Annotated in this window: 18 protein-coding genes; 14 read left to right on the top strand and 4 right to left on the bottom strand. The window is 67.1% G+C overall.

What is annotated here, in order from left to right:
• The 4 genes from VXC91_RS30020 to VXC91_RS30005 all read left to right on the top strand — a co-directional run.
• The coding region (locus VXC91_RS30020; RefSeq protein WP_329510492.1) for a 2-oxo acid dehydrogenase subunit E2 at positions 1 to 1,076 on the top strand (1,076 nt) is incomplete at its 5' end.
• Between the two features lie 405 nt (positions 1,077 to 1,481).
• Entirely contained in the window at positions 1,482 to 2,378 is an 897-nt protein-coding gene (locus VXC91_RS30015; protein WP_329510491.1) for an RNA polymerase sigma-70 factor, read from the top strand.
• Between the two features lie 336 nt (positions 2,379 to 2,714).
• Entirely contained in the window at positions 2,715 to 3,212 is a 498-nt protein-coding gene (locus tag VXC91_RS30010; RefSeq protein ID WP_329510490.1) for an Ohr family peroxiredoxin, read from the top strand.
• Positions 3,213 to 3,881: 669 nt separating this feature from the next.
• Positions 3,882 to 4,304, top strand: a complete 423-nt coding sequence (locus VXC91_RS30005) for an OsmC family protein (RefSeq protein WP_329510489.1) — start codon at positions 3,882 to 3,884, stop codon at positions 4,302 to 4,304.
• Between the two features lie 36 nt (positions 4,305 to 4,340).
• On the opposite strand, the gene fdxA is transcribed toward VXC91_RS30005, so the two are convergent.
• Complete coding sequence (gene fdxA / locus VXC91_RS30000) at positions 4,341 to 4,727, bottom strand: ferredoxin (RefSeq protein WP_329510488.1); 387 nt, start codon at positions 4,725 to 4,727, stop codon at positions 4,341 to 4,343.
• Positions 4,728 to 5,079: 352 nt separating this feature from the next.
• Between fdxA and VXC91_RS29995 the strand changes: the two genes are divergently transcribed.
• From VXC91_RS29995 to VXC91_RS29975, 5 genes are all read left to right on the top strand, one after another.
• Positions 5,080 to 6,315 (top strand): NAD(P)/FAD-dependent oxidoreductase, encoded by a 1,236-nt coding sequence (locus VXC91_RS29995; RefSeq protein WP_329510487.1) that lies wholly within the window; start codon positions 5,080 to 5,082, stop codon positions 6,313 to 6,315.
• 190 nt (positions 6,316 to 6,505) lie between these two features.
• On the top strand, positions 6,506 to 8,206 hold the full coding sequence (locus tag VXC91_RS29990) for an L-aspartate oxidase (RefSeq protein WP_329510493.1): 1,701 nt from the start codon (positions 6,506 to 6,508) through the stop codon (positions 8,204 to 8,206).
• Positions 8,207 to 8,229: 23 nt separating this feature from the next.
• The gene (locus tag VXC91_RS29985) at positions 8,230 to 8,550 is read left to right on the top strand and encodes a hypothetical protein (RefSeq protein ID WP_329510486.1); all 321 of its coding nucleotides are present in this window, start codon (positions 8,230 to 8,232) and stop codon (positions 8,548 to 8,550) included.
• Between the two features lie 255 nt (positions 8,551 to 8,805).
• On the top strand, positions 8,806 to 9,402 hold the full coding sequence (locus VXC91_RS29980; protein WP_329510485.1) for a YceI family protein: 597 nt from the start codon (positions 8,806 to 8,808) through the stop codon (positions 9,400 to 9,402).
• A 301-nt stretch (positions 9,403 to 9,703) separates the two neighbouring features.
• A complete protein-coding gene (locus VXC91_RS29975) occupies positions 9,704 to 10,051 on the top strand; it encodes a hypothetical protein (RefSeq protein WP_329510484.1) in 348 nt (115 codons plus the stop codon).
• Between the two features lie 79 nt (positions 10,052 to 10,130).
• Here the strand turns inward: VXC91_RS29975 and VXC91_RS29970 are convergent, their stop codons facing one another.
• Positions 10,131 to 10,973: an alpha/beta hydrolase gene (locus tag VXC91_RS29970; RefSeq protein WP_329510483.1), complete on the bottom strand. Its 843-nt coding sequence runs from the start codon at positions 10,971 to 10,973 to the stop codon at positions 10,131 to 10,133.
• A 432-nt stretch (positions 10,974 to 11,405) separates the two neighbouring features.
• Positions 11,406 to 13,043 (bottom strand): cytochrome bc1 complex cytochrome b subunit, encoded by a 1,638-nt coding sequence (gene qcrB / locus VXC91_RS29965; protein ID WP_408057510.1) that lies wholly within the window; start codon positions 13,041 to 13,043, stop codon positions 11,406 to 11,408.
• Between the two features lie 537 nt (positions 13,044 to 13,580).
• On the opposite strand from qcrB, the gene VXC91_RS29960 reads away from it, so the two are divergent.
• From VXC91_RS29960 to VXC91_RS29940, 5 genes are all read left to right on the top strand, one after another.
• Complete coding sequence (locus VXC91_RS29960; protein ID WP_329510481.1) at positions 13,581 to 14,477, top strand: sigma factor-like helix-turn-helix DNA-binding protein; 897 nt, start codon at positions 13,581 to 13,583, stop codon at positions 14,475 to 14,477.
• A gap of 549 nt (positions 14,478 to 15,026) precedes the next feature.
• Positions 15,027 to 15,962: an RNA polymerase sigma-70 factor gene (locus VXC91_RS29955; protein WP_329510480.1), complete on the top strand. Its 936-nt coding sequence runs from the start codon at positions 15,027 to 15,029 to the stop codon at positions 15,960 to 15,962.
• A 570-nt stretch (positions 15,963 to 16,532) separates the two neighbouring features.
• Positions 16,533 to 16,781, top strand: coding sequence for a hypothetical protein (locus VXC91_RS29950; protein ID WP_329510479.1), 249 nt, complete (start codon positions 16,533 to 16,535; stop codon positions 16,779 to 16,781).
• A gap of 260 nt (positions 16,782 to 17,041) precedes the next feature.
• Entirely contained in the window at positions 17,042 to 17,635 is a 594-nt protein-coding gene (locus VXC91_RS29945) for a hypothetical protein (RefSeq protein WP_329510478.1), read from the top strand.
• 529 nt (positions 17,636 to 18,164) lie between these two features.
• Positions 18,165 to 20,678, top strand: coding sequence for a SpoIIE family protein phosphatase (locus VXC91_RS29940; RefSeq protein WP_408057509.1), 2,514 nt, complete (start codon positions 18,165 to 18,167; stop codon positions 20,676 to 20,678).
• A gap of 71 nt (positions 20,679 to 20,749) precedes the next feature.
• On the opposite strand, the gene VXC91_RS29935 is transcribed toward VXC91_RS29940, so the two are convergent.
• Complete coding sequence (locus VXC91_RS29935) at positions 20,750 to 21,094, bottom strand: hypothetical protein (RefSeq protein ID WP_329510476.1); 345 nt, start codon at positions 21,092 to 21,094, stop codon at positions 20,750 to 20,752.
• Positions 21,095 to 21,502 lie beyond the last annotated feature (408 nt).

The following is a 21,502-nucleotide window of genomic DNA, read 5'->3' as shown; positions in this document are numbered from 1 at the left end:
TCTCCGGGGTCCTGCTGGAGATCCTCGTGGCCGAGGACGAGACCGCCGAGGTCGGCGCCAGGCTGGCCGTTGTCGGAGGACCGACCGCAACCCCGGCCGTGCAGACGGCCCCTGCCGTTCCTTCTCCTGCGGTCGGCGCACCGCCCGGCCCTGCCGCCGCTTCGACGGGCCAGCCGTCCGCACCGAGGATCCCGGCTCCGTCCCCCGCCGCCCCGGCTTCCGGCGGCAGCCGGGCAGAAGACGCGCATCAGACCGCGCCGGTGCGCAAGGCCGTTGCTGAGCCCGAGGTCGCTCCTGCTCCGCCCGCGGCGGTGACGCAGACACCTCGCGAGACCCCGCCGGAGGTGTCGTCGCTGCGCGGCCAAACCGTCCGGATGAGCCGCATTCGCAAGATCATCGGCGACAACATGGTGAAGGCCCTTCACGAACAGGCTCAGCTGACCACGGTGGTCGAGGCGGACGTCACCAGGCTGATGCAGCTACGTGCCCGGGCCAAGGACGCCTTCGCCGCCCGCGAGGGCTTCGGTCTGTCGCCGTTCCCGTTCTTCGTCCGGGCGGCGGCCCAGGCGCTGAAGGCGCACCCGGCCATCAACGCCCGCATCAACGAGGACGAAGGCACCATCACCTACTTCGACACCGAGAACATCGGCATCGCGGTCGACACGGAGAAGGGACTGATGACCCCGGTCATCAAGGGAGCCGGAGACCTCGATGTCGGCGGCATCGCGAGGGCGATCGTCGAACTGGCCGGCAAGGCTCGCGGCGGCGGCCTCACCCCGGATGACGTGACGGGTGCCACCTTCACCATCTCCAACACGGGTTCCCGCGGCGCCCTGTTCGACACGGTCGTCGTTCCGCCGAACCAGGCCGCCATCCTGGGTGTCGGCGCCATGGCCAAACGCCCTTCGGTCGTCGAGACCGCCGACGGACCGGTCATAGCCATCCGCGACCTGGTGCACCTGTCACTGTCGTACGACCACCGCCTCATCGACGGCGCGGACGCCGCCCGTTATCTGACTGCGCTGAAGGCGTTGGTGGAAGCCGCGGCGTTCACCAACGATCTGCTCACCGAGTAGCCGACCCAGCCCTCCGCGGCGCCCGGGTGGGCGGCACTCTGCGTTCCAGCCCGGACGCAGCAGGCCGTCCTCGCCAAGTCGTGCGGAGGGGGCTGTCCTTCCCTCCAACAGTCCATCGGTCAAGAGGACCACACTGTCGTGCGGAGAAAGTGGGACACCGGTCTGAGTGCGTCCTTGCGTCCGGGAAACCGACCCAGCGTGAGTTCAGTCCGCAGCAGAAATCCGGGGTGCCCCGCACTCACCGCAATGGCGGACAGGCTGCCTGGCGGAAACACCGGCGACACGGCCGTGATGTACGTGTCGCCGGACCGCGCATGGGGCGTCCGCTGCTCCGTGCCCGGGCGGGGCGACGCGCGAGCTGCTGTGACGGCTTGTAACATGGTGGCGCAGGGCTGGAGGACATCTATGCGCGCCGGTGAAGACGCAGGCTCCCTTGAACAGGCAACGAAAGACTTCATGGCAGCGCGTCCCCGGCTCTTCGGCATCGCGTACCGCATCCTCGGCAGTACGGCGGAAGCCGAGGACGTCGTCCAGGAGGCGTGGCTGCGGTGGCAGAACGCCGACCGCACCGACATCCATGAGCCGGTGGCGTTTCTCTCCACGATCACCGCCCGTCTGGCGCTCAACTGCGCCCAGTCCGCCAGGATGCGGCGGGAGTCGTACATCGGGCCGTGGCTTCCGGAGCCGGTCGACACCAGCACGGATCCGCAGTTGGGTGCAGAACGGGCTGAGGCGCTTGACCTGGCGGTTCTCCACCTGATGGAGAAGCTGAACCCGGTGGAACGGGCCGCCTATGTTCTGCGGGAAGCCTTCAACTACCGGTACAAGCGAATCGCGGACGTCCTCGAGACGAGCGAGGCCAATACGCGCCAGTTGGTGAGCCGCGCCCGGAAGCATCTGTCGGCGGAGCACAGGGAGCCGGTCAGCTCCACGGCTCATCGCCGGCTGCTGGAGGTGTTCCTCACCGCGGCGCAGACCGGTGATCTGTCGGCGCTCGAGCAGCTTCTCACGACGGACGTGGTCAGCTACTCCGACGGCGGAGGGATGCGCGGTGCGAGCAGAATTCCGGTCGTCGGCCGTCCGCACGTCTCCAAGTACCTCGTCGCCTTCGCCCCGCGTTTCTGGCCTCAGAAGGAGATTCACTGGGTCGAGGCCAACGGCAGGCCGGCCGCCCTGGTCACGTCCCAGGGGAACCCGGTGGCGCTGCTGTTCATCGTGGTGTCGGAACGAGGCATCGAACGCCTCATGTGGGTGATGAATCCGGCCAAACTGGCTCCCTATGTCGCCTCGCTCGAGGGTTGAGGCGACCCTTCCGAACGCCGTCATCCAGCGCAGAGACCGTTTCCTCTTGTGTCGGCCCGGTCGCCCGATCAGGGCGAGGCGCCCGGCAGGTCGCGTGTCAGAGACTGTCACAACGGGGGCGGCTTGTCGGTCAACTGACTACCGGCCCCAGGGCTTCGCGGCGTGAAGGTGCACAAGCATGAAATGTGACTTATCGGGTTCGGAGGACGCTGCCCATGGCGGGGCGTACCGCCTCGCGCGCCCTCGAGGCATGTCGAGGCCGACGGACACCCGCCGCCCCACCGCGATGCCGGCTCCGCGCCCGGCTTTTTACGACAGCTTGGAAGGAGTCACACGGTGACGGAACAGATCCAGCCGCCCGATCTGTGCACGGACAACGATTTCCACGGAGAATCCTTCGCCCCCATCTACACCACGACGGTGACCGTCAGTGGGGGGATTGCGCGTCACGGCCGGGCCTCGGGAAGAGCACGCTCGGCCGACGGGGTCCTGGATCTCAACCTGCGCATGCCCACAGAACTGGGAGGAGACGGTCGGGGAACGAATCCCGAGCATCTGTACGCCGCAGGCTGCGCGGCTTGCTTCCACGGGGCGCTGAGCCTGGTGGCACGACAGGCCCGGCTCGACACCGCCGCGATCTCCGTGGAGGCGACCGTGGCGTTCGGCAGAGACCCGGAAGACGGCGGCTACTCCGTGTCCGTCGGCCTGGTGGTCACATGGCCGGGCATCGATCCCGTCGTTGCCGCCCCGCTCCTGGAGAAGGCCGATGCGCTGTCCCCTTACGCGAGGATGGCCGGGCGGGGAGCGCCGACCACCATCGCACTCATTCCCTGACCGGCGGCGGTATCTTCAGCTGTGACGCACCGCGTGGCGGCACAGCACGACGCGTCGCCGCACAGCACGGCTGCCGACCGGTTTCTCATGCCCGATGTCGCTTTCACCGATGTGGCAGCGAGTCCGCGGTCGCGATGTCGTTCGTCTCGGCCCACACCGTTGTGACACCTTCTTCGGACACTCAGTGGATCGGTACCGTGGCATGGCGGAGGATGGCAGAGATCTTCTCATCACCGGGCAGGATGAGACCGTAGATCTCCTTCCAGCCTCCGTTGACGGCATGGTGGCCGAGACAGCGCAGCAGGCGCGTCCCGAGCCTAGCGACTCCACAGGGTGTGCACCGAGCACCTGCGATGCATGGCCGCCGCGCGTTCGATGTCCTCAGGCCCGATGCGGATGATCCGGGATTCGTCGCGCATGGCTCTCTGTTCTGCAGCCGTGCGCATGACACGTCCTGCGCATTCGGTCTGACTTGTTCAGCAGTGGTGTGAGGGGCTGGGTCTGTCCATAGGACCGGGCAGCTCAGCACTGTGTGACAGCTTCCATGTCACATGAGAGAGATCCTTTCTGTCTTAGCGGTGAAGAGACGAGTCGCAGCATCCCGCCACAACTCGCCATCCCGGTGATCACCGGCCACACAGCGGTGTGGCTCGCCTGAAAGGAAGATCGATGAACGCACGCCGCGTGTCAGTGAGTGAAGGGCGGAGTCTCGCCCGTTCCGTCGAGGTCGGTCCTCATCTGCTGACCGCGGACGAGCACGAGCCGACCGGCACGGATACCGGTCCCACGCCCGGGGAACTGCTGCTGGCCGCGCTGGGGTCATGTACCTCCACGGCCGTCCGGGCATGTGCGGACCGGCACGGTCTGCCGCTCGACCGAGTGGATGTGGTTGTGCGGTTCGATCCGCAAGGGCAGATCATCAGGAGCATCCGTTTGACCGGCGATCTGAACCCTGTCCAGATAAACCAACTTCTGGTCGTGGCCGGTCGCTGTCCTGTGCAGCGTCTCCTGACCCGGGAGGCCGCGGTCGTCACCGTGCCCACCGTTGCAGCGAGGTCCTCCGCATCCCGCAGTCAGTCGCCTCCGCAATGATCCGGCCCTGCGCCGCCTGATGGGACACGTGATGCGTCAGGAGGGGAACCACAGGTCGGCGTCGGCAGCCTCTTCCTTGCGGATACTGAAGGCGGCGATGTCCTTCTTGCGCGACGTCTGTGGTGGCAACCGGGCGATCAGGCGGTGATCGCCGTCACGGACGTACGGCTCATCCTGTTGCGCCGAAGGCGTCTGGAAGTACTCGGCGTTGATGGTCGTGTAGTGCGCCCACTGCTGTGGAACATCCTCTACGTAGAAGATGGCCTCGACCGGGCAGACGGGCTCGCACGCACGGCAGTCCACGCACTCGGAGGGGTTGATGTAGAGCGTCCGGTTGCCCTGGTAGATGCAGTCCACAGGGCATTCGATGAGACAGGCTCTGTCCTGGACGTCGACGCAAGGCTGCGCGATGACGTACGTCATGTTCCTCTCTTTCCGCCCGAGGGAGATGAGACACCGACCGGCTCGCCCTGGGCAGTCCTCCGGCAGGAGTTATGACCATGAAGCCCACGGTGTTGTGACAGCCGACGCCTTGCCCGCCTGGCTTTCTTCCAGGTCAGGTTGAGGCCGGCGACCACGGCCTCGCGGTCCCGGTTCGGTTTCGCCTCCTGGCACACCACCCGCCCGTCCCCCATGGACTGCCTGACCTGCGCGAGGCCCGTGCACCTGCCTCTGACCGTCGACAGCGGCCGTCGCCGGAGTTGTCACAGGATGAGGTGGTCGGCGGTCTGATGGGTGACCGGCCCAATACGACTGGCAGCATGCGCCGTCTGAGATGAGGAACCCTGTGAATACTTTCGTGATCGTCGGTGGCGGTCTGGCCGCGGGCAAGGCGGCGGAGGCACTGCGCAAGCACGGCCACAGCGGCCCACTGGTCATCATCGGGGACGAGGACGAGAAGCCGTACACGCGGCCGCCGCTCTCCAAGGGCTACCTGCTGGGCACGGAGGAGCGCGACTCGATCTTCGTGCATCCCGACGACTGGTACAGGGAGCACGATGTCGACCTGTTGCTGGGCACGCGGGCGCGCGCGGTCCATCGGCGGGCGCGGACGGTGGAACTGGACGACGGCCGTCATGTTCCCTACACCAAGCTGCTCCTGGCCACCGGTTCGACTCCACGTCATCTGTCCGTCCCAGGGGCCGGCCTGGACAACGTCCTGTATCTGCGGCGTGTGGGAGACAGCGAACGACTCAAGTCCGCCTTCAGGGCAGGGGCGAAGATCGTCGTGATCGGTGCCGGATGGATCGGTCTGGAGACCGCCGCGGCCGCCCGGACGGCCGGCGCCGAGGTGACCGTGCTCGAGCACGGTGAGCTTCCCCTGCTGAAGGTGCTCGGGCGTCAGGCGGCCGAGGTCTTCGCCGCGCTGCATGCTGATCACGGCGTGAATCTGCTGACCGACGTGCAGGTGGAGTCCCTCACCGGAACAGACGGCCGCGTGGACGGGGTACGGCTCGCTGATGGCAGGCACCTAACCGCAGACGCCGTGCTCGTGGGCATCGGTATCTCCCCCAACGTCCAACTCGCCGAAGAGGCGGGCCTGGACGTACGAAACGGCATCGTCACCGATGAGCGCCTGCAGACGTCAGCGGCCGACATCTACGCCGCGGGCGACGTCGCCAACGCCTACCACCCGCTGCTCGGCCGCCACCTGAGGGTCGAGCACTGGGCCAACGCCTTGAACCAGCCGGAGGTGGCGGCACTCAGCATGCTCGGCAAGGAAGCCGTCTACGACAGGCTGCCGTACTTCTACACGGATCAGTACGACCTCGGAATGGAGTACGTGGGTTACGCGGAACCCGGTGGCTACGACCGTGTCGTGTTCCGGGGTGAGCCCTCCGAACGACGCTTCATCGCCTTCTGGATGGCGGGGAACCGCGTCCTGGCCGGCATGAATGTCAACGTGTGGGACGTCGTCGACCCGATCCGCTCGCTCATCACCTCCGGGGCGGACATCGACGACGCGCGTCTGTCCGATCCGGACGTCCCCTTGGAGCGGCTCCTGCCGTGACTCCTCGGCGCCGGGCGAGAGCGAGTCGGATCGTCCCTCGCTGCTCGCCCGCGTCCATGTGTGCGGACACCACGTCACGGGACGGTGGCAACAAAAGGTGTCACAGATGCCGGAACAGCTTTGTCCTAGTCAGTGACAACCTCAACGATCGGAGTGGACCGTGGCAATCAGCGAACGACGTCTTTCCACCATGGTGCTGGTGATCGGCACCGGGGGTGCCGGGCTGCGCGCGGCGATCGAGCTGGCGGAGGCCGGTGTCGACGTCCTCGCGGTCGGGAAGCGCCCCAAGGACGACGCCCACACGGCACTGGCCGCGGGGGGCATCAACGCGGCCCTGGCCACCATGGACCCGGAGGACAGCTGGCAGCAGCACGCGGCCGACACCCTCAAGGAGAGCTATCTCCTGGCCGATCCCCGCACCGTGCAGATCGTCACCCAGGGTGCCGCCCGCGGCATCGACGACCTGGAACGCTACGGCATGAACTTCGCCAGGGAAGCCGACGGCCGGATCTCCCAGCGCTTCTTCGGCGCGCACAAGTACCGGCGCACCGCCTTCGCCGGCGACTACACCGGTCTGGAGATCCAGCGCACTCTCATCCAGCGCGCGCAGCAGCTCGACATCCCCGTCCTCGACGGCGTCTACATCACCCGGCTCCTGGTGCACGACGGCGCGGTGTTCGGCGCCTACGGCTTCGACCTCACCCACGGAACGCGCTACCTGATCCACGCCGACGCCGTCATTCTCGCCGCGGGCGGCCACACCCGGATCTGGCGACGCACCTCCTCACGGCGCGACGAGAACACCGGCGACTCCTTCCGCCTCGCCGTGGAGGCCGGGGCCCGACTGCGCGACCCCGAGCTGGTCCAGTTCCACCCCTCCGGGATCATCGAGCCGGAGAACGCGGCCGGCACCCTGGTCAGCGAGGCAGCACGTGGCGAGGGCGGCATCCTGCGCAACGCGCTCGGCGACCGGTTCATGACCCGCTACGACCCCGAGCGCATGGAACTGTCCACCCGCGACCGAGTGGCCCTGGCCTCCTACACCGAGATCAAGGAAGGCCGCGGCACCCCCAAGGGAGGCGTGTGGCTCGACGTCTCCCACCTGCCCCGCCAGACGATCATGAACCGGCTGCCCCGGGTCTACCAGACCCTGCTGGACCTGCAGATGCTGGACATCACCCGCGAACCGATCGAGATCGCGCCCACCGCGCACTACTCCATGGGCGGCGTGTGGGTACGACCCGAGGACCACAGCACCGACGTGCGCGGCCTGTACGCCATCGGCGAGGCCTCCAGCGGCCTGCACGGCGCCAACCGCCTCGGCGGCAACAGCCTCATCGAGCTGCTGGTCTTCGGCCGCATCACCGGCCAGGCGGCCGCCGCCTACTCACAGTCCCTGACCGCCCAGCCGCGCTCGGCCACGGCAGTGGCACAGGCCCGCGCCGAGCTGGACGACCTCCTCGTCGCCGACGGACCGGAAAACGTCCGTGCTCTGCAACGCGCCATCCGCAACACCATGACCGAGCACGCCGGGGTTGTACGCGACGAACAGGGCCTGCGCACCGGACTGGCCGAGATCAGCTCGATCGAGAAGAGGATGCAGGACGTCGGCGTCCACCCCGACATCGCCGGCTACCAGGACCTCGCCCACGCCTTCGATCTCAAATCCGCCGCCCTGTCGGCCCGGGCCACCCTCGAAGCCGCACTGGAGCGCCGCGAGACCCGCGGCTGCCACAACCGCAGCGACTACCCCGATCTGGACCCGGCGCTGCAGGTCAACCTCGTGTGGTCCCCGACTGCCGGCATCACCCACGAAAGCATTCCCCCCGTCCCGGAGGAGATTTCCACGCTCATGGAAGAGGTCTCGACGGACGGAAAACTCGCCGAATAAAATCGCACAGTTTCTCCGAGTTCATGAAGGGGATCGTGGGCACGGCGACCGGGGGCGACACCGTACGTCTCGCCCCCGTCAAGATCCAGCCGGCCCACTCCGACGACGTGGCCGCGGCCGGCATCCCTGTCAACGGTGTGGCCGAAATCGCGGGTCCCGACGCCTTCCGGCTCGGCGAGCTCGTCCGTCAGGGACTCGCCGCCGGGAACGGCCCCCGTACGGTCGCCGCGGACCCGCACGCCACATACTTCGGTGCCGAGCTGGAGGGCACCACGCTGCTGCCGGGCCCTGACGCCCGGATCAACAAGACCCGGTTGGCCGACTGGTCGGCGCAGCGTCAGTGAGCCTGTGGGGGGCCCTGCCGACGGACGGGGCCGCCCATGCACGCCCGCTTCAGGTCACTGCGCCGTCGAACGGACACCGAGTCGGCCCGCCGTGCCGGAACGAGCCGTTTCCGATCATCTCTCACAGGTCCGGGCCTCGATGTGCACGGCCGCCAGCACTTCGCTCGAGCAGCATCCCTGAGTTCGACTGCACGTCCGTCGGGCGCCGAAATTCCCACCTGCCCGAGATCCACGGACAAAGGAAACCGGCTGATCATGTTCCACCACAGGGATTCCGCGGTTTTTCGCACCGGCCCCTCCGACGACCTGACCGGTATCTACATCGTCGACCCGGTCCGCAGCACGGTCGGCGTCTCCGTCCGGCACGCCGTGATCACCGACCTGCGCGGGAAGTTCACCGCCTTCGAGGGGCTCCTCAGGCTCGACGGATCTCGTCGCACCCGATCCGAGGTCCACCTCAGTGTCCAGACCGGCAGTTTCGACGCGGGCACTCCGGAGCGGGACGCGCAGGTCACCGGGCCGGACTTCCTCGACTCGGCGACGTTCCCTGTCATGACGTTCCGCTCCGTCGGACTCCTCGATGCAGGAGACGACCGGATCCGCGCGCCAGGACACCTCCGGATCAAGATCCTCGAACTGCCTGTGCACATCGACCTCGAGTTCGGTGGAACGAGCCGGGACGCCTACGGTCGAGATCGTGTCGGCTTCAAGGGCAGTACCACTCTCCAACGCTCCGACTGGGGACTCGACGGGAACCCGTCCCTGGCGGAAGGCGGATCCCTGATCGGCGACAAGGTGACGCTGACTCTCGACATCTCCGCTGTACAGGTGCAGCAGGCGGACACCGCCTGAACCGGCGGACGCCTGTCGACGGCGCGTGCACCGGCAGTACGTCTCACCGGGCACAGCCCCGTCCCTCACGGCCGTGCCCCCGCCGGTCGGCCTCCCGGTGAGGCGCCTGCGGCTGTCACAAATCGGGGTGCCATTCAGTCAAGTGTGCAGAAGGGCGAAACACTCCACCCCTACCGCATCTGGACGGTTCGCCGCACCACGGACGTGATGGCCCGAGTCGGAATGGAGATGAACCACCATGTTGCTCCAGGCAGACAGGCACCCAGTGCAGGGCGCATCCACGGTCACCATCACTGCTGCCGTGACAGTCCCGGATCCCGGCTTCTCCGACGGCACCGGTCGTGCTCCGGCGGACCGTGCGCGCGTACGTCGTGACTCCCGCCTCACGGATCACGACGAGTGGCTGGTGGGCCTGCAGATCCACGCCGACGGTCGGCCCGTTTGGCTGTATTACGTCATCGACGAGGCCGCCGACACGACGCACGCGGTACGCATGGCCGTCCGGCGCGCCAACGGTGACCCGGATCGGGTGGCCCGTGGTCGGGTCCAGGCCGAGGCCGAGGCAGACCGCATCGAAGTCCAGCGGATCGTGCGCGATCCCATCGGCCGTCGCACTCTGAGCCGTTCTCTGCCGCCGTCCCGGCCGTGAACGGCGGATCGTGTGCACTCGGCCGTCCACTTGTCCTACGCGGGGCGGCACCTTCGCCGCCCCGCGTCGGGTGCGCCCGTCAGCGGACCGTCCGAGCCGCCTTCTCGATGATGTCGGCGACGTCGTCAGGGTGGGAAACGCTCACAGCGTGAGAGGCCCGTACTTCCACGATGTGGGCCTTGGCGCGCTCGGCCACGAAGAACCGCGTCCGCGAGGGAATGTTGAGGTCCTTGCCGGCCGGCAGGGCCCAGGACGGAACGGTCGCCCAGGCGGACTCGGAGGCGGGCTCCCCCAGAGCAGCGCCGGTCACACGGCGCTGAGTGACCGCCATGAGGTCGGCCGTGTTCCTGGGGACATCCGCGGTGAAGTGGTGGTGGAACGTGTCCTGGTCGATGTGGAAGTCCGTCTCCTTGGAGCCGTCCGGCAGGGAGATCGGAACAGGATGCAGAGCACTCCCGAGGGTGCTTCGCGGGAACTTGTCCGCGAGGGCCAGTGCGCGCTCCCTTTTGTCCGGGATGAACGCGGCGATGTACACGAGCGCCTTGACGTTGTCGGCCCCATGGGCGGCGTTGCTGATGACCGCTCCGCCGCAGGAATGCGCGGCGAGCACGACCGGGCCGTCGATGCCGGCCAGGAGGTCCTTGAGGTAGGCGGCGTCGCTGCTGAGCCCGCGCAGCGGAATGGCAGCGGCCACCACCGGATAGCCCTCACGCTTCAGCTTCTTGAGGACACCGTTCCAGCTGCTGGAGTCGGCGAACGCGCCATGGACGAGAACGACGGTCGGCTTGCGCTGCTGCGGGGCAGAGGGCTTGCCGGCGCTCGCCGGACCGATGGACGCAGCGAAAAGAGCGGCGGCGACCGTGGCGGTGGCCATCAGGGCGAGAGGAGTACGGGCACGTCGGTAAAGGTATCGACGGTTCATGAGGGGCCCTTTCGAGGCAAAGGTACTGCCGTTGTCCGGACGGACGGACACGGCCATTGCGACAGGACGCGGTCACTCGTCATGGAGAGATGGGCCGGATTCGGCAGGCCGGAAGACGTTCGGGCCTGCCGGACGCCGATGAGATTCACGGCGCCGGTGCCGGCGGCTGGGAACGGCTTCGGTGGCTGGGGCTGAACTCCTTGGGTCCGCAGGCCTTTTGCTTGCTTCACCTTTTTGACAGGACATCATCTGAAGATGTGACATGCATCGAGAAAAGCAGGCGGCGCCCATGTCCAGCTGGTGGAGTCCGCCGCGAAAGGGCTCCGGTGAGGTGCGCACGGACTGCTCCGAGGGGCTGAAGGAGCGCACGCGTGGACAACGGTGTTCGTGCCGAGGGTGCACGGAGCCCCCGCTGTGTCCACGGATGCCGCGTCAATGTCTGCTGGTGATCTCCTTGTACTCCGCCGCGGTCGGCTTGGCGATCTGCGTGTCTTCGCCGTAGAAGTCCTGGCTGAGCCGGGCACGCAGGCGTGGGGCAAGGCCGGATCCGGTATGCGAGCCATCCGCGCCACCTGAAGGACCGGAGGTGATCGGTGTGTATTGCTCGTGCTGTGTAAGGACGTGGAGCTGTTCTCGGCTGAGCGGTTCGTGCATCTCCATGAACTCGCCGTTCGGCAAGCGCTTGATGATGCCCGTCTCGCGTCCGTGCAGCACCTTGTCCCGGTCTCGGCGCTGGAGGCCGAGTGCCACGCGTTTGGTCACGGCAAAAGCAGCGAGAGGCGCGACGAAGAGCCCGATGCGAACCGCCCATGACACTGATTCGACCGAGACGTCGAAGTGAGTGGCGATGATGTCGTTCGCGGCACCTATCAGGGCCACCAGATAGAAACTGAGCCATGCGACACCGAGTGCCGTTCGCACCGGGCGGTTACGCGGTCGGTCGAGGATGTGCTGCTCACGGTCGTCATCGGTCACCCAGGCCTCGATGAACGGGTATGCGCCCATGACGAGGAAGAGACCGACGCCCACCGTCAGTGGGATCAAGTTGTCCAGAGCCAGGGTGTGGCCCCAGAAATCGACTTCCCAACCGGGCATGACCCGCAGCAACCCGTCCGCCACACCCATGTACCAGTCGGGCTGCGATCCGGCCGAGACCTGGTCGGCACGATAGGGGCCATACATCCAGACGGGGTTGATCTGTGCGACAGCGCCCAGGACGAAGATGCCTCCGGCGACCAGGAAGAAAAAGCCTGCGGACTTCACGGCGTACACCTTGAGCGGCAGGCCCACCACATTCTCGTTGGTCCGTCCCGGACCTGGATACTGCGTGTGCCTGTGCCGGAGTGCCAGGAACAGATGGGCGACGAGCAGTCCCACCATGAGGGCAGGGATGATCAGAACGTGGATCGTGTTGAAGCGAGCCACCAGATCATCCCCCGGGAACTCACCGCCGAAGAGGAACATCGAGAGGTAGGTTCCGACGATCGGGATGGAAAGGATTGTTCCATTCACGACCGCGAGTCCGGTCCCGGAAAGCAGGTCATCCGGGAGGTCGTATCCCGTCAGCCCTGCGAACATTCCGAGGACAAGCAGCAGAAATCCGAAGAGCCAGTTGAGTTCACGAGGCTTCCGGAAGGCACCGGTGAAGAATACGCGCATCATGTGGACGAGCAGCGCGGCGACGAAGACCAGCGCCGCCCAGTGGTGCGCCTGACGGATCAGCAGACCGCCACGCACATCGAAGGAGATGTGCAGGGTCGAGTTGAATGCCTCCGACACCGTCTGACCCTGCAGCGGCACATAACTGCCGTTGTACTCCACTTCGTTCATCGACGGATGGAAGTAGAGCGTCAGATACACTCCCGTGACGATGATGATGATGAAGCTGTAGAGACAGACCTCTCCCAGCATGAACGACCAGTGGTCAGGGAATGCTCTTCGTCCTCGCGCTCTGATCGAGCTGTACAGGCCCAGGCGACCATCGGCCCATTCGGCAATTCTTTCCCCCTTGCCGCCTCGGCGCACTTCGTTCTCCTGACTCACGCCACCCACGCTCCAACCATCATTCATGAATTCCCCGGAAAGAATGCGTTCGACTCTGCAGGTTCTTTTGGCCTTGCCGCGGGCCCCTCCTCTCGAAGGGTGGAGAATTCAGTTCGGCGAGCTCGGCACCTACAGGCAGCCACGGGAATGGGAACGTCCAGAGTTCGCCATTCGGCAGGAGGTCCCGAACTTGATCACGGAATTTCTCATCTCTGCGAAGAGGAGACAGGGGCCGTCACGTCAGACCGGACAACCGCCGCATGTGTGACATGCGGCGGAGTTCCGCATGACGGAAGAGGGCCCGTGACCGCGTCGCCGTGATCGTCTGTGGAGACATGTCACAGGTTCCGTGCGTGTCCGGTCTAAAGAATGAGTCAAGTGACTGGAGGCGGTGTGTCGTGCGCGAGGACTCAGCCGTCGCTGCGGCGCCCATGCCGTGCACCCGGGTGCACATGAGTGGCACACGGTGCCGTAACGCGGGTATCGCTGAAGCCTTCCTGAACATCGACGGGGCTGAAACGTGCGGCTGCGTCGAGTGGTGCGGAGCGAGGGGGAAGATGCCGTATGGACCATGATGACGTGACGCCGATCGCGGAGCTGCTCGAGGAGCGTCGACATCTGCTGGAGGTCGCCTACTGGATGCTGGGCAGCCCCATCGAGGCGGAGTGCGTTGTCGACGAGACCTACCGCCGCTGGTACCGGCTGCCGGACGCGGCGCGCAGGCGGATCACATCCCCCAGGTCCTGGCTGGCGAAGACCGCCGGCGGAATCTGTCTGGACCGGCTTGTCCTGCCCGACTGGGCCGATGCCTCCGCCTTCCCGGCACGGACCCCTGACCTGCCCCAGGCGGAAGAGCCTCCTCCTGCCACGCTGGAGGAGGAGGACGGCCTGCTCGTGCTGGACGCGCTGGACTCCCTCCCGCCGGCCGAACGGGCGGCGTTCGTGCTCCACGACGTCTTCGGGATGAGTCCCGACACGGTCGCCGACATCGTGGGACGCACAGAGCCCGAGTTCGCCGAACTCGCCGATCGGGCCCGCCGCTATCTTCGGATACAGCGTTCACGTCCCACGACACCCAAAGAGCAGGACATCCTCGCCCGCGCGGTCCGTCAGGCCTGCATGAGCGGGGACGCCGAACTGCTCGCATCGTTGCTGTCCCCGGACGCCGTGGCCTATTTCGACGGCGGCGGCAAGGTCCGGGCATCGACCAAACCGGTGCGGGGCAGCCGGCAGGTCGCCGACAGCCTGTTGACACTCCTGGAGCCCCGCAGGCACACCACCTTGTCCACCCGTTCCGTCAACGGACGCACCGGCCTTGTCGCCCGCTACGACCACCAGGTCGCCGCGGTCATCACCCTGGACATCGCCGACCACGAGGTCACGGAGGTGTGGGTCGTCCTCAACCCAGACAAGCTGCACTCCTGGAACCAACCCGCGCCCCCGGACCCGACCCCCGCATAGGCACGCCGGCGCGGTGCGGACCGACGCCTCTGCGCCGTGACAGTGCCGCTACGGGGTGCACTCAGGTCTCATCGGCAACGTAGGCCCGACCCACTCGCTCATCAACAATGTGCCAGTGTTCTAATGACACTGTTGGCAAAGATTCCACAGTCTTGGGCTGAGGGTTCGTACGTATTCACTACTCGCATGAGGCATTCGTGCTCGGGAACTGGCTTGATCACATGGTCAAGCTGTGAGCCCGCGCAGAACACGGTGCGCCTGCGATGCGGCTGCCCCCACCAACAGCAGCCGGTGACGTCCCTCTGCCCCGGTCCTGACACATCGACAGGGCCGATCCCGGTCTGTGGAACACATCGCAATTGGAGCAGTCGTGACTCACAGTGACCACGGTTCCTGCAATGCCGCACCAGGCCATGCAGCGCCTCTCCCCCTGCAGCACGCCGGGCTCGGGAAGCGCGTCCGAGGACCCCTCGTCGTCGCCGCCCGCTTGAACTCGGTACCAGCGTGATCCCTCCTTCGGACAGCTGGGACCGGGGGGACGGAGACCGCATGCATCTCGAGCCGTCCCCCACGACAAGTGCCCTCGCAGACGCTGTTTCCGTCTTTGTGCAGCACCGGCCGCGTCTCTTCGGAATCGCCTATCGCATGCTGGGCAGCGTGGTCGAGGCCGAGGACGTGGTCCAGGAAGTATGGCTTCGATGGCAGAGGACCGACCGCTCCGCGGTGGTGAGCCCGGTGGCCTTCCTTTCGAGCACCACGACCCGCTTGGCCATCAACGTCGCGCAATCCGCGCGTCTGCGCCGGGAGACGTACATCGGGCCATGGTTGCCCGAACCCATCGACACGAGCGCGGACCCGGAGGTGGGGGCGCAGCGCGCGGAGGCTCTGGAACTGGCCCTGCTGCTGGTGCTGGAGAAACTGACCCCCACTGAGCGCGCCGCGTACATACTCCGCGAGGCGTTCGACTACACCTACCCCGAGATCGCCGAGATCCTTGATCTCAGCCTCGTCAACGTGCGCAAGATCGTGAGCCGCGCTCGCAAGCATCTGACGGCCGAGCAGCGCGAGAACGTGGACACGACGGAGCACCGCCGCCTCCTGGATGCCTTCGTCTCAGCGGCTCAGACGGGGAATGTGGCCGCGCTGGAAGCCCTTCTCGCCCCGGATGCCATCAGTCTGTCCGACGGCAACGGAATCCGGGGGGCCGCACGCTTACCGGTTCTGGGCCGTGCACGTGTGGCTCAGCTCTCGACGGCCACTCCAGGGTTCTGGCGTGGCGCGGATCCCAGATTCGTCGAGGCCAACGGCCGTGCCGGCGTGATGCTCCACCGCGATGGGGTGCCCAGCACCATCCTGACGATGGCCGCCTCGGAGCAAGGCGTCCACACAGTGATGTGGGTGTTCAGCCCGAGCAAGATCGCTGCGTTCCTCGATTCGGGTTCCCGCTTCACAACCGCGCGCGGCCCCGTGCCGGACGGTGGGTGACTGCGACAGGCAGGACCCATGCACTGCGCCGGCGACGAGCGGCTGATCCACACCGGTGCCCCTGGCACAACGCCCCGGCTCTCTCCCGGCTGAAGGCGACCTTCAGGCACGGCGGGCCGGCCCGCAAGGCGAGCAATGTCCGTTGCGCGCGGCTGTCACAGCTCTCTCGGCTGTTCGGTCAATCCGGATGGCGACTTGTGCGGCCGCTCGCGCAAGTCCTCGCCGCGAGGAAGGGAGCACGTATGGCCTCAGAAGCCCGGGACCACCGATGCATCCATGCGACAACGGACCCCGCATGCTCCAGACGGCGGGACCGGCTTCGGGGCATCCGTCCCTTCAGGTCCTGGCCGTCGCCGCACGCCGTCCGTGTGCCGCAACCTGCGTATCCCGGCCGGCCCACGTCCGGGCTCCCGCGATGTGGACGGTGCTGATGCGGTGGCACGGAGCCTGTTCGCAGTGGCGGCCGCAGGCGCCTGCGGCACCGTACGGTCGGGCCCGCCGACGCTCCGCCGCCCTCCCCGCTCACTCCGGTTCGTACGACTTCCGGCCAGAGCCGCAGAAGGAGGCATGATGCCACTAGACCCTGACAAGCACTCCGATCCTGCCGCCGCCAGTGCGTCTCTGGCAGCCGAGGCCGCCCTGCTCGAAGCCCGCCTGCGCATGCTTCAAGAAGCGATCGACACCGTCGACGCACGTATCGAGGCAATCCACGACGCGCTGCGGCACCTGCACACCACGGCCCCCACCTCAGCCGAAACCGCGAACAGCCAGGAACGCTGCGAACCGTCCGGCGACAGGATGGGCAAGACCGTCAGGTGACCGGCAACCATGTGTTTGCATACCCATTGCTTCTTCCACGAACAGTGGCGATCATTGTGTGACGGCGCTCGGCGCGCAGCGAACCATCCTCAGCGTCCCTGGCATCGTGAAGCTCTTGTGAAACCGTGGGGCTCTGATGCACCTCCGCTCCGAGTCGCCCACTGCATATGATGTCAAGTGGGCCCACTCCGGCGTCCGGGCCGGGCGGCGCAGCAGGCGAGCCGGGGCGCGGCAGGACGGGTTGAGGATGAGAGGAACACATGGTCCCTGTAACCCGCACGGCACACGACATCGAGATCACCGCTGAGAGCCTCCAAGAGGACCTGGCCCGCCTGCAGATCCAGAAGCAGGCGCTGGAGAGGGAACTCGCTGCGGTCGCGGCGCATCTCAGTTCGGTGCAGCGGGCCCTCGGGGCCCTTCAGGCCGTGATGGTCGACCCGGCTGCTGGGATGACCTCGGCGGGCAGGACCGGTGCCGTGGTGGCCGAGGGGAGCCCGGCTGTGGTGCCCGCCGCCCCGGAGAGGACTCAGGCCTCCCCCGCATCGGCGGACGCCACCGAGACGTCCGTGCCCCAGGAGCAGAGGCCGAAGAGTGGCAGGGACAAGGAGCGCGCTGTTCCCGCCGGCACCGACGCGGACGGTCAGAAGAAATACGGCATGCTCACCGAGCAGATCATGGAGTACTTCGCCGCAGTCGGAGACGCCGACGTGCGGGCCCGTGATGTCGCCGCGGCACTGAGTCGTGACTCCGACAGCGGAAGCATCAACGCGGTCCGCAGCACACTCGATCGCCTTGTGGGTACATCCCGTATTCAGCGGACCGGCCGAGGCCTCTACCGCGCCAAGCGTTCCTAGGCGCGCAAGCGCCGCAACCTCCAGACCTTCCGGGGCCGGAGCCCCGTGAACGTCATTGCCCCGCCCACTGGACGGGTCGGCCGCTGCCGACCGTCCGGCCGTACGGGAGTCTTTCTGCCTGCCCGAGCTGCACGACGTCGTCAGCGGTCCGGACGAGAACCTCGACCCCGTCGAGACCCGTCAGAATCCGCGCAGAGACCGAGGCGGCAGCTGTTCGGCAGGGCCGACGTCGACCTCCTCCAGCGGGCGGGACCTGCTCGCGGATCGCCGCCGCTGTCCTCACCTCTCCGGTCACCCGGTTGTGCTCCTACGACGGCATTGGCCCTACGTGCCGGTATCAGTCGTGTCCGCGTGCCTGTCACAGACCGGAACGCCACCCGGTCTAAGCATCAAAAGGCGCAAATCGGATCGGATTCGTGCCTGTATCTGCATCCGGAATCGAGAACCGAGATGCGGCACGGATCGCCTCCGGTGTCCACGCCGCCGTGATCCCGGTCGCAGCCGTCCGCACACCGGCTTCCTGTACCCGATGCCGCTTCTCCGCCACACACCCGAGGACAGCAGTTTGATGATTGACACCGAGAAGGTAACCGTCAGTAATCGACCGACCACGCGTGTGCCATCCGAGTCGGCGGTCGCGATGTGCGACGGGCAGGGAAGGGTGGTGGCATGGACGGAAGCCGCCGAGCGGCTTCTCGGGTACCGCGCCGGCGAAGTGGTGGGCCGCTCTGTGGCACTGGTTCTGCCCGGGGCCGAGGAAGCGCCGACGACATCGGCGTTCCTCGAGCGGTGCGGTGCACACCACAGCTCGTCGAGCACGACCGCGGTGCGCCACCGAGACGGCCGCCTGCTCAATGTCATCCTGCGGATCTCGATGCTGTCGGGGCAGGACGAGGCGATCCGGTGGCTCGTATCCGTGACAGATGTCGACGCGCTCTCCTCGGAAGCGATGAGCAGATCGCTGCGGGAGTCGCTTCTCGTCCATGCACCGATCGGCATCGTCGTTCGTGACGCGCAGCTGCGCTGCACCTGGGTGAACGACACGATGGAGAGCCACGACGGCATTTGCCCTGAACGGCGGCTCGGTCGCCGATTCACCGACGCACTGCCCGATTGCAAGGCACAAGCACTCGAGGCGGTGATGCGGCAGGTACTGGAGAGCGGCACCACCAGGGTTCACGAGTACCGGATGTGGCTGGCGACGAGTCCGCGCCGGGAGCACGCCATGGCTTCGTCGTTCTTCTGTCTCCAGGGAGCCGACGGTCAAGCGCTGGGGGTGTGCACCATCAGCGTCGATGTCACCGAACGCCGGCTGGCGCGCGAGCGTCTCGCCGTCCTCACCGAGGCCAGTACGCGCCTCGGCGCCTCCCTGGACGTGATGCAGATCAGCCAGGAACTGGCCGAACTTGCCGTGCCGCTGCTCGCCGACTACGTCGTCGTCGACCTGGAGCAGTCGGTCCCGTTCGGCGAAGGGCCCCCGGTCCGCTGTGGTCCGATTGACGGGCGCCTCCCCGCTTTCCGACGTGCAGGTGTTGCCTCGATCCACCACCGGACCCCCAAATCCCCATGGGTGCGCGGCGAGCCGGTCCCCATTCCGCCCGATTCACCCCTCGCCGACGTTCTGCGCTCCGGGCGGTCCCATCTGGAACCGATACTGGACACCGCTCCGGGCACATGGGTCGACGACGACCCGGCACGAGCGCAGATGATCCATGAGAACGGCATGCACTCCCTGATGATCGTGCCCATCCGCGCCCGACGTGCCCTGCTGGGCGTGGCGTTGTTCATCCGCACGAAGGACCCGGTGCCGTTCCAGGAGGTCGACCTGCTCCTTGCCGAGGAACTCGTCAGTCGCGCCGCGCTGTCGTTGGACAACGCTCGCCAGTTCACGCGTGAACACACCGCGGCTCTCGCGCTCCAACGCAACCTGCTCCCGCACCGTTTGCGGAGCGGTACGGCGGTCGAGGCGGCCTCACGCTACCTGCCCGCCGACATCGACAGCGGCGTCGGAGGCGACTGGTTCGATGTGATTCCGCTGTCCGGCGCACGGGTCGCTCTCGTCGTCGGCGATGTGGTCGGACACGGCATCAACGCCGCCGCGACCATGGGCAGGCTCCGGACCGCCGTACAGACACTCGCCGACATGGAACTTCCCCCCGACGAACTGCTGACCCACCTCGACGACACGGTCCAGCGACTGGCCGAGGACGACGCCGACGACCCGGACCAGACCTTCACGGTCGAGGGCGCCACGTGTCTGTATGCCGTCTACGACCCTGTCACCCGGAGGTGCAGCATGGCGCGGGCCGGGCACCCGCCGCCCGCCATCGTCGACCCGCAGGGCCAGGTCACCTTCCCCGACCTTCCCAGCGGAACCCCGCTCGGCATCGGCCTGGGAATCCCCTTCGAGGCCGTGGAGATGGAGCTGCCCGAGGGAAGCCTCATCGCGCTGTACACCGACGGACTGGTCGAATCCCGGGATCACGACGTCGAGATGGGCATGCGGCGCCTGGCCACCGCTCTGACACAACCGAGGAACTCCCTGGAAGAACTCTGCACCCGCGCGACGGAGAGCCGCCCGGGTCATGCACCGACCGACGATGTCACCCTGCTCCTGGTGCGGACCCGCTCACTCGGCCCGGGTCAGGTCGCCTCCTGGACGCTGCCGAGTGACCAGACCGCCGTCCGCAGCGCCCGGCACATGGCAGCCCGCCAGCTGACCGAATGGGGTCTGGAAAGTCTCGAGGACCCCACGAAGCTGATCGTCAGTGAGCTGGTCACCAACGCCCTGCGCCACAGCACCGGTCCGATCGGGCTGCGTCTGATCCAGCACCAGGTCCTGACCTGCGAGGTGTTCGACACCAACGTCTCCTCCCCGCGCCTGCGTCATGCACGGACCACCGACGAGAACGGCCGCGGCCTCTTCCTGATCGCCCAGCTGTCCCGCAGATGGGGCACGCGCTCCGTGTCGGACGGCAAGGTCGTCTGGGCCGAAGCGGACTTGACGCCGTCCCGCGCACGGGCCTTCAGCGAGACGGGATGACGGCGACGCTCGCCTGGGGCGAGCCCTCCATCCGGAGACCGATGCATTGCCATCCGGTTCTCCGGATCGGGTCAGATGCTCCTTCCCAGGATCACAGCGCTGCACAAGCCCATCATGGTCACGGCAAGCAGGGCCACGGCGGCCAGAGCTCCCCGACGCCATTGCGTCATGCGCGTACGGAACTGCGCTTCCGCCACGCTGATGCTGTCCTCGATGTGTTGAGTCACTATCTGGGCCACGTGCGTCTGCTCTTCGACATACCAGTGTTCGATGTCCGACGTCTGCTCCTGGGTCAGTTCGGGCATCCGCGCGATGAAATCGGCTACGCGCCGTTGTGCCGCCTGCAGATGGGCCTCGCGATACAGGAAGTCTTCGATCTCGCTCAGGCCGCGTGCGGCCTCCTCGCTCGCGTCCATGGTGTGCTCCAGGTGGTACAGGAAGCCCAGTCCCGGCTGCGCCGGGCTCGGGCGAGTCGAAGCTCGGGAGTGCACGGCGAATGCCGGCGGTCCCGGGCGTGTGGGCGCCTGCCCGGCGCGCTGTCGCCCGCTCGGGCGGACGCAGGAATGTTCTCGGTGCTCGCCGATCGCCATCTGAGCGAACGGCTCACGCTCATGCGGTGACCGCACGTGCGTCAGTTCGGCCTGCCGACCGAAGCGACCGAGTCCTCCCGGCTCCTTCAGGCGGCCGTGTGGTCCCCCTCGCGGTTCTCGCCGGAGCGCGGCGGATTGCCGCTGGCGACGAACGCGTCGCGCGGGTGCTGCACAGAGGAGAGGGAGACGAGATCCCGGCCGAACACGGTGGCGGTGAGCCAGACGGCGAGAACC

The sequence above is a fragment of the Streptomyces chiangmaiensis genome, assembly GCF_036281785.1.
Lineage (GTDB): Bacteria > Actinomycetota > Actinomycetes > Streptomycetales > Streptomycetaceae > Streptomyces > Streptomyces chiangmaiensis.
Note: the sequence above shows the minus strand (reverse complement) of the source record. Positions and strands in the feature narration are given on the sequence as shown.